At 70.7% G+C, this 11619-nt stretch carries 14 protein-coding genes; 7 read left to right on the forward strand and 7 right to left on the reverse strand.

Features of this window, described 5'->3' with window-relative positions; genetic code table 11:
* Positions 1–33 precede the first annotated feature (33 nt).
* From AB0C16_RS15710 to AB0C16_RS15720, 3 genes are all read right to left on the reverse strand, one after another.
* Positions 34–273 carry a hypothetical protein gene (locus AB0C16_RS15710; protein ID WP_357683072.1) on the reverse strand — a complete coding sequence of 80 codons (240 nt, stop codon included), beginning with the start codon at positions 271–273 and terminating at the stop codon, positions 34–36.
* 119 nt (positions 274–392) lie between these two features.
* Entirely contained in the window at positions 393–1145 is a 753-nt protein-coding gene (locus AB0C16_RS15715; protein WP_357683075.1) for a GntR family transcriptional regulator, read from the reverse strand.
* A gap of 151 nt (positions 1146–1296) precedes the next feature.
* Complete coding sequence (locus AB0C16_RS15720; RefSeq protein ID WP_357683077.1) at positions 1297–1839, reverse strand: VanZ family protein; 543 nt, start codon at positions 1837–1839, stop codon at positions 1297–1299.
* Positions 1840–2175: 336 nt separating this feature from the next.
* On the opposite strand from AB0C16_RS15720, the gene AB0C16_RS15725 reads away from it, so the two are divergent.
* The 3 genes from AB0C16_RS15725 (at position 2176) to kynU (ending at position 4925) form a co-directional block, all read left to right on the forward strand.
* Entirely contained in the window at positions 2176–2973 is a 798-nt protein-coding gene (locus AB0C16_RS15725; protein WP_357683079.1) for a fumarylacetoacetate hydrolase family protein, read from the forward strand.
* Positions 2974–3114: 141 nt separating this feature from the next.
* Positions 3115–3630, forward strand: a complete 516-nt coding sequence (locus tag AB0C16_RS15730; RefSeq protein ID WP_357683082.1) for a 3-hydroxyanthranilate 3,4-dioxygenase — start codon at positions 3115–3117, stop codon at positions 3628–3630.
* A gap of 98 nt (positions 3631–3728) precedes the next feature.
* Positions 3729–4925 (forward strand): kynureninase, encoded by a 1197-nt coding sequence (kynU, locus tag AB0C16_RS15735; protein ID WP_357683084.1) that lies wholly within the window; start codon positions 3729–3731, stop codon positions 4923–4925.
* On the opposite strand, the gene AB0C16_RS15740 is transcribed toward kynU, so the two are convergent.
* Both AB0C16_RS15740 and AB0C16_RS15745 read right to left on the reverse strand, forming a co-directional pair.
* Positions 4918–5295 (reverse strand): MmcQ/YjbR family DNA-binding protein, encoded by a 378-nt coding sequence (locus AB0C16_RS15740; protein ID WP_357683087.1) that lies wholly within the window; start codon positions 5293–5295, stop codon positions 4918–4920. The genes kynU and AB0C16_RS15740 overlap by 8 nt on opposite strands.
* Before the next feature lie 68 nt (positions 5296–5363).
* Complete coding sequence (locus AB0C16_RS15745) at positions 5364–6407, reverse strand: DUF2293 domain-containing protein (protein WP_357683089.1); 1044 nt, start codon at positions 6405–6407, stop codon at positions 5364–5366.
* A gap of 94 nt (positions 6408–6501) precedes the next feature.
* Here AB0C16_RS15745 and AB0C16_RS15750 point away from each other — a divergent pair, with 94 nt between their 5' ends.
* Positions 6502–7302: an FKBP-type peptidyl-prolyl cis-trans isomerase gene (locus AB0C16_RS15750; RefSeq protein WP_357683091.1), complete on the forward strand. Its 801-nt coding sequence runs from the start codon at positions 6502–6504 to the stop codon at positions 7300–7302.
* A gap of 123 nt (positions 7303–7425) precedes the next feature.
* Here AB0C16_RS15750 and AB0C16_RS15755 read toward each other — a convergent pair whose 3' ends face one another.
* Positions 7426–8769, reverse strand: coding sequence for an NERD domain-containing protein kinase family protein (locus AB0C16_RS15755; RefSeq protein ID WP_357683094.1), 1344 nt, complete (start codon positions 8767–8769; stop codon positions 7426–7428).
* Between the two features lie 64 nt (positions 8770–8833).
* Here AB0C16_RS15755 and AB0C16_RS15760 point away from each other — a divergent pair, with 64 nt between their 5' ends.
* From AB0C16_RS15760 to AB0C16_RS15770, 3 genes are all read left to right on the forward strand, one after another.
* Positions 8834–9448: a DJ-1/PfpI family protein gene (locus tag AB0C16_RS15760; RefSeq protein ID WP_357683714.1), complete on the forward strand. Its 615-nt coding sequence runs from the start codon at positions 8834–8836 to the stop codon at positions 9446–9448.
* Entirely contained in the window at positions 9445–9897 is a 453-nt protein-coding gene (locus AB0C16_RS15765; protein WP_357683097.1) for a MarR family transcriptional regulator, read from the forward strand. Before AB0C16_RS15760 ends, AB0C16_RS15765 begins: the two co-directional genes overlap by 4 nt.
* A 386-nt stretch (positions 9898–10283) precedes the next feature.
* Positions 10284–10538: a hypothetical protein gene (locus AB0C16_RS15770; RefSeq protein WP_357683099.1), complete on the forward strand. Its 255-nt coding sequence runs from the start codon at positions 10284–10286 to the stop codon at positions 10536–10538.
* 213 nt (positions 10539–10751) lie between these two features.
* Here the strand turns inward: AB0C16_RS15770 and AB0C16_RS15775 are convergent, their stop codons facing one another.
* Positions 10752–11375: a C40 family peptidase gene (locus AB0C16_RS15775; protein WP_357683102.1), complete on the reverse strand. Its 624-nt coding sequence runs from the start codon at positions 11373–11375 to the stop codon at positions 10752–10754.
* Positions 11376–11619 lie beyond the last annotated feature (244 nt).

Raw genomic sequence — 11619 nt, forward strand, 5'->3', positions numbered from 1 at the left:
CGCCCCCCCCCCCCCCCCCCCCCCCCCCCCGCGCTAGGGCGGGGCGGGGCCGGTGCGCCGCTGCGGCTCCTCGGCCCTGCTCTCCTGGTCCCGGAGCTGCTCGCGCAGGTCATCCGGGTCGTCCGCGTCGATGGTCATCGCACATCCGGCGTCGCGCTGCCTGGCGCTGAGCGGATGGTGCCTGGTGGCCCACCAGCGTCCGGCGTCGCTTCGCCAGATGGTCCACTGGGGGAACTCCCGGGCGATTTCGGCGAGGTGCCGGTCAAAGGACATCTGTTCATCCTTCCGGGGCCCCTTACGAGGTCCATCTCCCTGAAGGATCCGCCACCTCTCTAGAGATATCAATGATCGCAAAGGACAGGTCAACCTATCGCTTGACATGTCCCCTTGAACTAGGCGTCGAAGTCGTACTGAAGTACGTAGGCGGCGGAGTCGAGGACCATCTCGTTGTGCTCCACGGGCCGTCCCTCGGAGGTGTAGGCGGTCCGGATGATCACGATCACCGGCGTGCCTCCTGGCAGGTCGAGCAGTTGGGTCTCGCGCGGCGCCGGCATGCGGGCCCGTACCTCCTCGGTGAAGTGCGCGGGTGAAAGGCCGAGGTCGCGCAGCCGGGCGTAGACGCCGCCGAGGCCGGTGTCGGGCAGCGTGATGGCGCTGCCTTCGACCAGGTGGGCGGGAAAGTAGGAGGTCGCCAGCTGCACCGGGCGGTCGTCGATCGAGTAGCGTCGTCGCCGTACCCACGCGTCCCCGGTGGCGAGCAGCCCGGCGATCTCCTCGGACGCCTCCTCGCGCACCACCTCCACCTCGTCCACGGTGAACGGGCGGCCGCGGGCGTCGGCGTCCCAGATGGCCCGCCCTTCGCCCCACTGCTCGCGTGACAGGCGGCGCGAGCCGTGCCTGCGGATCGGTTTGAACAATCGCACGTAGACCCCCGAGCCTCGCTTGGGCACCGCCAGCCCTTCGTTGATGAGTACGGCGAGCGCCTGCCTCGCTGTGGCGCGGGCGACCGCGTGGTCGGCCATGAGTGCGTTCTCGCCCGGTAGTCGGTCCCCATCGCGCAGTTCGCCGGACAGGATCCGGGCGCGGAGGCCGTCGGCGATGCGTCGATAGATTGGGGGATCGTGGGGTACCGGGGATTCAGACACGTTTGACCACCCTCTGTCACCAACCGGGTTCGGCGTCTCCAGAGAACTTGCCCCGTCTTGTCCACGATCGCACAGATACAGAGGTTGGTCCCGAGCTTCTTTTGAGCGGATCGTGCCCGTGTGGTGATGGACTGGGGGTTTCAGCCGGCCGTTACCGTGGAACGATCCCAGCCGCTATTCGGGGGGCCCACCAGCGGCGAGTAATCAGCGCGGCCAGCACCGCCCCCAGCGTGTTGACGAGCACGTCGTCGATCGAGGCGAACCTGCCCAGTCGCAGCCCGTACTGGAGGGCCTCGACGGTGACCGAGGCGACCGCCGCGACCGCGGCGACGCGGGCCGCGGAGGCCAGGCGCGGACTGCGCACCGGCAGCAGCGCGCCGAGCGCCGCGAAGACCAGCAGGTTGCCGCCCACCTGCACCGAAACCTCCTCCCACGGCGCGCCGGCGAGCGTGGCCAGGTCGCGGAACGGCACCAGGCTGATCCCCGTCCGTCCGGGCGACGGGGTAAGGATCATCCACACCCAGGGCAGGGTGCCGGCCACGATGCCCACGTCGGCCAGCGCGGTCCGCATGGGAGATGGGTGACCGGCGCGGGCGCGGTGGCGGGCCAGGAGGACGATCACCGCGGCCGACAGCGGAAGCGCCAGGATCGAGGCGGTGACCACACCACCCCACAGCTCCCAGGTTCGCGTCACGCCGCCCATGATGGGGTACGGGAAGGTGTCCTCGTGGACAGGGTGCTTCACCGTACGGGCAGGTGCTCCCCGAGGAAGTCCAGGGCGACCTGCCAGGCCCGGTCGGCCGCCTCCGGGTGGTCGAAGGAGCCGTCGTGGGCGGTGACTTGATCGATGCGCGTCTGCATGATGTCCAGAATGTCTACTCTGTTTCGGGGATGTGGCCGGTAGTCGCAGCCGCTCGTCGTGTCCTACCCAGAAATGCGGGAAACGAGGAAACTGTGGTGGTGCTGACCCCCTTCGCGGACCCCATGACGATCAAGACCCCTCTGACGGCCACGACTCGGGAGCGACGCGATGCATGACGAATGGTCGGAGGCCGTGAACACGCGCACCCAGGCGGCCGACCGGCTGCTCGAGGCCGCGCGCTCGGGCAAGCCGTGCGCTCCGGTCCGTGACCTGGTCGGCACGGAACACGACGCCTACGCCGTACAGGAGATCAACACCCGGCGGGCGCTGGAGGAGGGGCGGCGGCCGGTCGGCTGGAAGGTCGGCATCACGAACCTCGAGGTCCAGCGGCAGCTGGGAACCGACCGGCCAGACTTCGGCATGCTTTTTGCGGATATGTCGTATCTCGATGGGCTTCCGGTGCCGACGGGGAGGTTCCTCCAGCCCCGGGCCGAGGCCGAGATCGCGCTGGTGCTCGGCCGCGACCTGGAGGGCGGCCCTTTCACGGCGGCCGAGGTGATCAGGGCGGTGGAGTTCGCGCTGCCCGCGATCGAGATCGCCGACTCCCGCGTCGCCGGCTGGGACATCACGCCGGCCGACACGATCGCCGACAACGCCTCCGGCGGCGCGTTCGTGCTGGGCAACACGCCCGTCTCGCTGACCGGGCTGGACCTGCGGCAGGCCGCGATGACGATGACGCGCGACGAGCGCGAGGTCTCGACCGGCTCGGGCGCCGCCTGCCTGGGCCATCCGCTCAACGCCGTCGTCTGGCTGGCCGGGGCGCTGGGCCGCACCGCCCGCCCGCTGCGGGCCGGCGAGGTGGTGCTGACCGGCACGCTCGGGCCCGTGGTGCCGGTCGAGCCGGGAGACGTGTTCGAGGCGCGCGTCACCGGGCTGGGGTCGGTGCGGGCGGTGTTCGCGCCGTGACGGCTCCGGTGAGCGTCGCCACGAGGTCCGCGTCCGCGACGCGGCCGGGCCGCCACGGGCCGCGGTGATGCCGGACCGCCCGCCCCATCCGCAGCCGTCGACGGAGACACAGACCGTCGCCTACCGTACACAGGAGCCAACATGATGCCCCCCATCGACTTCACGAAGTGGATCGACGAGCACGCCCACCTGCTCAAGCCGCCCGTCGGCAACAAGCTGGTCTTCGAGGGCGCGAGTGACTTCATCGTCATGGTCGTCGGCGGGCCGAACGCCCGCACCGACTTCCACGTCGACCCCTACGAGGAGCTCTTCTACCAGGTACGCGGCAACATGCACGTCAATGTGATGACCGAGGACGGGCCCGACACCGTGCACATCCGCGAGGGGCAGATGTGGCTGTTGCCGCCCGGGCTGCCGCACTCGCCGCAACGGCCGGAGGCCGGGTCGGTGGGGCTGGTGGTGGAGCGGATCCGGCCGGAGGGCGAGCTGGAGAGGTTCCAGTGGTACTGCCTGGACTGCGCGGCCCTGGTGCACGAGGTGGAGTTGCAGGTGCGTGACATCGTCAAGGACCTGCCGCCGGTGTTCGAGGCGTTCTACGCCGACACGGCGGCCCGCACCTGCGGCGGCTGCGGAGCCCTGCACCCCGGCAAGGGCTGACCGTCGTCAGGCGCACGAGGGCCGCCCTCGTGCGCCTGACGGTGACAGGGCGTACGAAAATGGGGTGATTAGTCACTATCGCCCGAAAGAGTGATCACATGCTGGACCGTGACCGCTGCCTCGCCCTCGACGCCGACGACCCGCTAGGTGAGTTCCGGGCGGAGTTCGTGCTGCCCGAGGGAGTCGTCTATCTCGTCGGCAACTCCCTCGGCGCGCTGCCCCGCCGCACCCCCGAGCGGGTGCGGCAGGCGGTGGTCGACGAATGGGGTGGGCAACTCGTCGGCGGCTGGAACGGCGCCGGGTGGTACGAGCAGCCGCTCACCCTCGGCGACCGGGTGGCGCCGCTCATCGGCGCGGGCCCGGGGCAGGTGGTCGTCGGCAACACCACGTCCATCGCGATCCACCAGGCCGTGTCGGCGGCCGTCAGGCTGCGCCCCGAGCGGCGGGTGATCGTCTCCGACGTGCGCAACTTCCCGACCGACCACTACATGGTCCAGGGGCTGGCCCGGGCGCTGGGCGGCTACGAGATTCGCGACTTCGCCGAGGGCCGGTTCGACGACGCGGCCGTGGTGCTGCTGTCGGAGGTCGACTACCGCACCAGCGAGCGGCACGACGTGCCCGCGGTCACCGCCCGGGTGCAGGAGGCGGGCGCGCTGATGGTCTGGGACGTGTGCCACAGCGTCGGCGCCCTCGACGTGGACGTCTCGGCCGCCGACTTCGCCGTGGGGTGCACGTACAAGTACCTCAACGGCGGGCCGGGCGCGCCCGCGTTCCTCTACGTCAACCCCCGCCACCACGCCGACGCGGAGAACGTGCTGTCCGGCTGGCACGGCCACGCGGAGCCGTTCGCGTTCGAGTCTGACTACCGTCCGGCCGAGGGGATCAAGAGGTTCACGGTGAGCACCCCGCACGTGCTGTCGCTCGCCGCGCTCGACGCCGCGCTCGACATCTGGGAGCGGGTGCCGCTCGACCTGCTGCGCGCCAAGAGCATGGCGCTCGGCTCGCTCTTCATCGACCTCGTCGGCGACGCGCTCGAGCTCGCCTCACCGGCCGACGCGGAACGGCGCGGCAGCCACGTGAGCTTCCGCCACCCCGACGGCTACCCGGTGATACGGGCGCTCATCGACCGGGGCGTGCAGGGCGACTTCCGCGCGCCCGACATCCTCCGCTTCGGCCTCGCGCCGCTCTACACCCGTTACGTGGACGTGTGGGACGCCGCCCGCGCCCTGGTCGAGGTGCTGGACAAGGGGCTGTGGAAGGACGAGAGGTACGCCCAGCGGCTGGCCGTCACGTGACCGGGCCGTCCAGCAGCCGGATCGCCCGCTTGGGCGCGATCGCCCGGTAGCTCTCCTCCACCCAGTCGATCAGCACCTCCGTCTCCGGCAACTCGGCCAGGAACGGCACCGTCACCCACCCGGCCTTGCCCAGCCCGTAACCGCTGGGCTGGGCGCCGGGCACGGTCAGCGCGTGGCCGTGCGCCTCCGACAGCAGCTTCACCCCGAACGTCGGATCCCACTTCTCGGTCCGCTCGTCCAGGCCGAGGAAGAGGAACACCTTCTTGTTCACCTTGATGACCGTCTCACCCCACGGGTGGTCCTCGTGGGTCTCGGGCAGCCCGAGCGCGAACGCCCGCAGCTCCTCGCGCACGTCGTGCCAGTCGTCCATGCCCCTCCTCGGAACCATGCCTCTCTTCGGAACCACGCCTCTCCCCAGAGCTACGCCTCTCCCCGCAACTACGCCTCTCCCCGGAACTCGGCGAGCTTGAGCTCGATCCGGTGCCTGATCCGGTCGCGTGCCTCGACGCGGGGGACACCCGACATCAGCAGGGTGTCGTAGTCGGTGTCGAGGTGGCGGATCGACGCCACCACGGCCAGGGTGATCGCGTTCTCATCGAGCGCCCTGGCCGCGGCCGTGCGGCCGACCCGGCCGCTGCCGCGCTGACCGGAGTGCGCGGCGATTTTCTGGGCCCGTTCGGCCGGGCAGGCGGGAAAGAGCCGGGCGATCTCGGCCGCCATCCGGGCCTGGAACTCGACGTCCTGCTCGGCCCTGCGCTCCCTGTCGCGCTCGCGGCGGCGCAGGCGCACCTCCTCGTCGGCCAGGCAGCGCTCCTCGGCCAGCTCCCGCGCACGCTCCTCGACCAGCAGGCCCTGGCGCTGGTAGACCTTGCGCCGCCGGTTGTACTGGACGACCACCGCCGACAGGCCGCTCTCCTGCTTGGCCCGGCGGCTGAGCGTGGCGTTGCCCGACGGCAGGAAGACCAGATGGTCCATGTCCGCGCAGGTCAGGCAGTGCGGCACGTCCTCCTCCATGATCAAGTAGGGGCCGGTGTCACCGCACGTCGCGCACGTCCAGGCGTTGAGCGGGGTGACCACCACCAGGTCGGGCGCCTTGCTCTGGCGCTCGGTGAGCTGCCTCACCCGCGTCTCGCTCAGGTCGGGCGAGAGCCAGTGCACCCGGAACGGCTCCTGCTCCGGCGAGGCGGTGAAGCGCAGCTCGCGCCGGTCACGGCTGCCGGCCAGATAAGGCGTGTCCACCGGCCGCAACCCTCTGGCCTCGGCCCAGTCCCTGAGCAGGGCGGCGGTCGTGCGCAGCCGGTCGTCGTCGACCGCCGCGAGCTCGGCCAGCGTGGCGACCCGGCCCTGCCGCCACAGGTCGACGTGCCGGGCGTGCAGCCAGCGCAGCCCGGTCACCACGTCGATGAACGTCACGTACTTGCGGTTGGTCAGCGCGATCTCGGCCGCCTCCGCGACCCTGCGCGCCAGATTCGGCTTGCCCACGCCCCTCAGTGTGCCGCCTCTTTGTCGTCCGATCGGCTTTCCTTTTGCCGATCGGGGCTAGGAACCAGGCCGGATCCGGCTACCTGGGGGAATCGTGCGTCTGTTCTGGCCTGCCGTGCTCATGGTCGCCACGTCGTGTGGCATGCCCGAGGCCGGCGACGTGCCGATCGTGACAGGGGCGTTCGGCAGCAAGCCGGTCATCGTCATCCCCAACGCCAAGCCGGGCCACACGCCCCGGGTGACGGTGCTCTCGACGGGCGACGGCCGGCGCACCGTACCGGGCGACGTGGTGCTGGCCGACGTGTCCGTCCACCAGTGGTCGGGCGACCGGCCGTACCTCAGCACGTACGACGCCAACCGGCCCACCACGGTCGTCTTCGACGGCCGGCCGATCCCCGACACCTGGCACCGGGCGCTCATCGGCCGTCCCGCCGGCTCGCGCGTCATGCTGGTCAGCCCGGCGGCCCAGGCGGCCGGTCCGGGCGTGCCGCTCACCGGGATCGCGCCTCCGGAGGTGGTGGTGCTGGTCTTCGACATCCTCGGCGGCTACCCGCCGGACGCGCGCCTCGTCGGCCGCGCGCTGCCGGCCGTACCGGCCGACCTCACCCCCGGCGCGCCGGCGCGCATCCTCATCGACGGCTCCGGCGCGGAGGTCCGCCCCGGCTCGAAGGTGGTGGTGCAGTACGTGGCGGCCGAATGGCCCAGCCGGAAGGTGGTGGACTCCTCCTACCGGCGCGGCGGCCCCTCCGCCTTCGAACTCGCGCCGGGCGCGGTGCCCGCCGCCTGGCTGGACGCGCTCCCCGGCCGGCGGGTCGGCGCCCGCCTCGCCCTCGGCGCCCCCGACGAGGCCAGGTTGTACGTCGTCGACATCGTGGACGCCCTCGCCTCCCGCTGAGAGGCACGCCGACAACCTCGGCGGCAGGGGAGACGCCGGGACCGTCTGGAACGGGCGATCAGCCGCAGTGCACGAGATAGCCGCTGCCGCCGCCGTGGTCGATCTTGCCCAGGCCGAAAGCCGTCATGATCCGGACACGATGCGGCGGACCAGGCGCCGGAGGCGGGACTCCAGCTGGATCCCCTGGAGCGCGTCGAGCGACGCGGCGGCGGTGGGCCGCTTGGCGGGGGAGTGGTCGAGCATCTGCCGCACCACCTCGGGCACGTCGGGGCCGTGGGCGTCGGCGCTGGTCGGCAGCTCGCCGGTGAGCAACTGGTAGGCGATCACCCCGGCCGCGTAGACGTCGGAGGCGGCCGACATCCGGTCGGACCGGTCCTGGCACTCGGGCGCCACGTAGTGGGCGTCGAGCACGTTGCTCAGCTCGTGGGCCACCGTGAAGTCGCGCGGCCCCGGCTTGGCGTAGTCGAACCCGGTCAGCACCGCGTGCCCGTCGTCGGCGACCAGCACACAGGCCGGCGTCAGCGCCCGGTGGATGACGCCGTGGGCATGGGCGTGGGCCAGCCCCCGGAGCAGGTCCTGGATCACGCCCAGCCGGACGCCCCGGCCCAGGCGCAGGTGCAGCGCCTCGCCGTGCACGTCGTCGAGCACCAGCACGAACCGGCTCTCGTCGTCGATGGCGAAGAAGTCGCGCGAGCGCACCACGCACGGATGCGGCGGGATCCTGGTCAGCGTCTGGTAGGCGTTGGCGATGCGCTGCCGCTCGGCGGCCCGCCACTCGTCGTCGGCGAGCGGGTCGGCCTGGTAGACCCGGAGCAGCACGGTCTCGCTGCCGGGCAGCGTGGCGTTGAAGGCCCGGTATTCGGTGACCTTGGCGTCGCCGCCCAACTGCTCCTCGACCTCCCAGTTGCCGAACCTGGGTGGCGCGTCGCTCCGGCGTACGGTCTGGTTGAGCGCGTCGAGGATCGCGGTGAGGTAGGGCCGGATGTCGGGGCTGCACCCGCGCCGGACCCGTGAGACGTCGCTCAGCGTGGAGATCAGGCCGGGCAGGTCGGTGACGTTGACCGCGTCGCGCCCGGCGGGGTCGACGAGCTTGGCGTCGGGTGAGGTGAGCACGACGAGGCTGTCGACGTAGACGCGCTCCAGCTGGGTGGCCTTGGAGACGAGCAGGCCCTTCAGCGCTCGCGCGGTGCCTCTCAGCTTGGTGGCGGGGGAGCCGAACGCCTCCCTGCGCGGCGGGAACCACCGCGAGCCCGACACCTCGATGCGCCCCCGGGTGCCCTTGACGTCGACGACCACCAGCGAGTGGCCGGTCAGCACGAGCAGGTCGACCTCGAACACGTCGTCGCCGCGCGGCACCTCGACGTTGTGCAACAGCAGCCAGTCGGCCGGCGCGTGGTCTCTCAAGTAGGTGATCACCCGCCGTTCGGCGTCGTTGACCGGACGTCCCCCGCCGACGATCTCTGCCATGGTCCCTATCCTCGCACGGGAACTCATTGACAACACGCTGTCGTAATGACAGTATGCTGTCATGATGAAAACCGTGCATGTAGGCATTTACCGCACGATGGCCGACTGGGAGACCGGGCACGCGATCGCCCACCTCCGCAGCGGGCGCTTCCATCGCGAGCCCGGCGGCTACGAGATCGTCACGGTCGCCCTGACCGCCGCGCCGATCGTCACCATGGGCGGCCTGCGCGTCACCCCCGACCTCACGCTCGACCGGCTCGACCCGGCAGGCAGCGCGCTGCTGATCCTGGCCGGGGCCGACCTGTGGGACCAGGGCGACGAGCTGGCGCCGTTCGCCCGCAAGGCCCGCCGGTTCCTCGACGCCGGTGTCCCGGTGGCGGCGATCTGCGGGGCGACCGCCGGGCTCGCCCGCGAAGGGCTGCTCGACGACCGCGACCACACCAGCGCCGTCGTGCACTACCTGGCGGCCCAGGACGGCTACGCGGGCGCCGGGCGCTACCTCGACGAGGACGCGGTGACCGGTGGTGACCTCATCACCGCGGGTCCGACGGAGCCGGTCGCCTTCGCCCGCGAGATCCTCCGCCGCCTCGACGTCTTCCGGCCGGATGTCCTCGACGCCTGGTTCCGGCTCCACGCCAGGAGCGACGCTTCGGCGTACGAGGTGCTGATGTCGGCATGAGCGAGTCGGCCGCCCTGCTCTCGGCGACCGCGCTGACCGCCTTCCGGCTCAACGGCCAGTTCCTGGACGTCGCCGAGAAGCTGGCCCGGCCGGCGGGCCTGACGGCGGCCTGGTGGCAGGTCCTCGGCGCGGTCCTGTCCGAGCCGCTGCCGGTCGCCGGCATCGCCCGGGTCATGGGCATGACCCGGCAGGGCGTGCAGCGGATCGCCGACCTGCTGGTGGAGAAGGGGCTGGCCGAATACCGGCCCAACCCGGCGCACCGCCGCGCCAAGCTGCTCCAGCCCACGGCGGCCGGCCGGGCGGCGGTCGAGAGGATCGACCCCGGCCACCAGGCCTTCGCCGACCGCCTCGTGGCCGAGCTCGGCCCGGACGGCGCCCGCGACTGCCTTCACGCCCTCCAGCGCCTCTCGGCCGCCCTGGACGACCTCGCGGAACGCCCGCCCGGCTAGTGCCGTCGCTCCGACATCGGCGTCGCCGCCTTATGCGGAACTCCCGGATCATGTTCAGACTTCACCCGCCCGGTACGTCTCACCGCGGATGGCGCCGGACTGCATCAGCGGATGTATCAGCCACCTGAATGCTGTTCTCAAGTTTCGGGTGATCATACTTAAATAGCATCGCCGAACGGCCATCGCATTCTGTATATGGCTTCGCCTTCATCGGCGTCGGAAAGCCCTGTGTGCCAAGAAAACGAGGCGGCTCCTTGACTCCGGCCAGGCTTTCTTGGGTTGCGGCGCCCGCTGAGTGCCGCGATCGTTATCAGCGGCACCTCACCGCCCTGCACAAACGACAATGGCGTCGGGAATTCCACGCCGATCAATGGAGGAAAACAAACATGATGCGTCGCATTCTCGCCGGTGCAGTCATCGCGGGCTTCGCGTTCGGCTTCTCCGCCTCGGCCGCCTCGGCCGACGTCGGCCCCAACCCGGTCAACGACGGCCAGAGCGTCCTGAGCCAGTTCAGCATCCTGGACGACGCCACCGTGCTGAACAACGTCCTCAACGACTCGGTCAAGTACATCGACATCCTGACCATCGCGCACCTGCAGCGCGTCAACGTCAACGCGCTGAACAACCAGAACAACAGCTAGCAGGCGGCCGGCGCCGACCGCCGCCCGCAGCCGGGAAGGACGCGGAGGTTCATCGCCAGCTCTCCAGGCCCAGTGCCGCCGAGCTGCCGGCCGCCATCCCCTTCGTGCTCCAACCCAACCAGAGCAGTACGAACGACCGTGGAGTGTCGCGAACCCACGGACATCGCCCGGTGCGCACCGGGCGTGGGTGCACGGTGACCCGGGCCGGCCAGCTCATCGAGCGGCTGAGCCCGGGCCGCCAGCCGCCCCCTCACGAATACTGACCGGTGCGGCCGCGCCAGGCCGTACCACGCCCATGAAATGGGGCTTGTTCAGCGGGTCGAGGCGCACGACCTCCCCGGTGAACGGAGCGTTCACGATCCGGTCGCGGTCCACGGCCAGGCCCACGTGCTCGGGCCCCGGGCTTTTCGGCTTGCTGTCGTAGAACACCAGATCCCCGGGTCGTACCTGCGCCTTCCGGATCCGGGCCCCCGAGCGCCACTGCTCCCGTGTCGTCGGGCCGATCCGCACTCCCGCCGCGGCCCAGGCGTATTCCGTCAGCCCCGAGCAGTCGAATCCCCAGGTCCTCCTGCCGGTGCCGACGCCGAAGCCGGGCCCTGCCGGTCCGCCGCCGCCCCACGAGTAGGGCACGCCGAGCATGCCCAGCGCGGCCCGCAGCGCGATCGCGCCCGCCGCCGAACGCCACTCTCCCGCCCCGCCCGCGCACTGCGCGGAGCCCGGCGCGCACGACCCGTGCGACCTGTCGTCGGCCCGCGCCGGCGCCGAATTCAGCGCCAGCAGTATCGCGCACGATCCGCCCGTCACCGCCGCCCGGCGAAGCGTCGATTTTCCGTCCATGACATATTCAGCGCTCCCGTTATTCGCTCGCTTCGCGCCTCGTCGTCGACATCGCACGAAGACATCTCATGGGTACATTCTTCCCGGTCTATCTGGATAAAACGCCCTTTGGTCATGCCGGTAATCCATGTGGCGATAAAATGAAAATTCGACGTTGTTGGCCATCACGTCAAAACAGGATTTATGGGGATATGTCTGGCGGGAAGTATTAGGGGCCAAGAAAGGAAGGCGTGCACTTGACTTT

Origin of the sequence: Nonomuraea sp. NPDC048916, assembly GCF_040649575.1 — a bacterium.
Taxonomy (GTDB): Bacteria; Actinomycetota; Actinomycetes; order Streptosporangiales; family Streptosporangiaceae; genus Nonomuraea.

Coding starts and splice junctions, on each gene's coding strand:
- AB0C16_RS15710 (WP_357683072.1), bottom strand. CDS start 273: ATGTCCTTTGACCGGCACCTCGCCGAAATCGCCCGGGAGTTCCCCCAG.
- AB0C16_RS15725 (WP_357683079.1), top strand. CDS start 2,176: ATGCATGACGAATGGTCGGAGGCCGTGAACACGCGCACCCAGGCGGCC.
- AB0C16_RS15730 (WP_357683082.1), top strand. CDS start 3,115: ATGATGCCCCCCATCGACTTCACGAAGTGGATCGACGAGCACGCCCAC.
- kynU (WP_357683084.1), top strand. CDS start 3,729: ATGCTGGACCGTGACCGCTGCCTCGCCCTCGACGCCGACGACCCGCTA.
- AB0C16_RS15740 (WP_357683087.1), bottom strand. CDS start 5,295: ATGGACGACTGGCACGACGTGCGCGAGGAGCTGCGGGCGTTCGCGCTC.
- AB0C16_RS15755 (WP_357683094.1), bottom strand. CDS start 8,769: ATGGCAGAGATCGTCGGCGGGGGACGTCCGGTCAACGACGCCGAACGG.
- AB0C16_RS15760 (WP_357683714.1), top strand. CDS start 8,834: ATGAAAACCGTGCATGTAGGCATTTACCGCACGATGGCCGACTGGGAG.
- AB0C16_RS15765 (WP_357683097.1), top strand. CDS start 9,445: ATGAGCGAGTCGGCCGCCCTGCTCTCGGCGACCGCGCTGACCGCCTTC.
- AB0C16_RS15770 (WP_357683099.1), top strand. CDS start 10,284: ATGATGCGTCGCATTCTCGCCGGTGCAGTCATCGCGGGCTTCGCGTTC.
- AB0C16_RS15775 (WP_357683102.1), bottom strand. CDS start 11,375: ATGGACGGAAAATCGACGCTTCGCCGGGCGGCGGTGACGGGCGGATCG.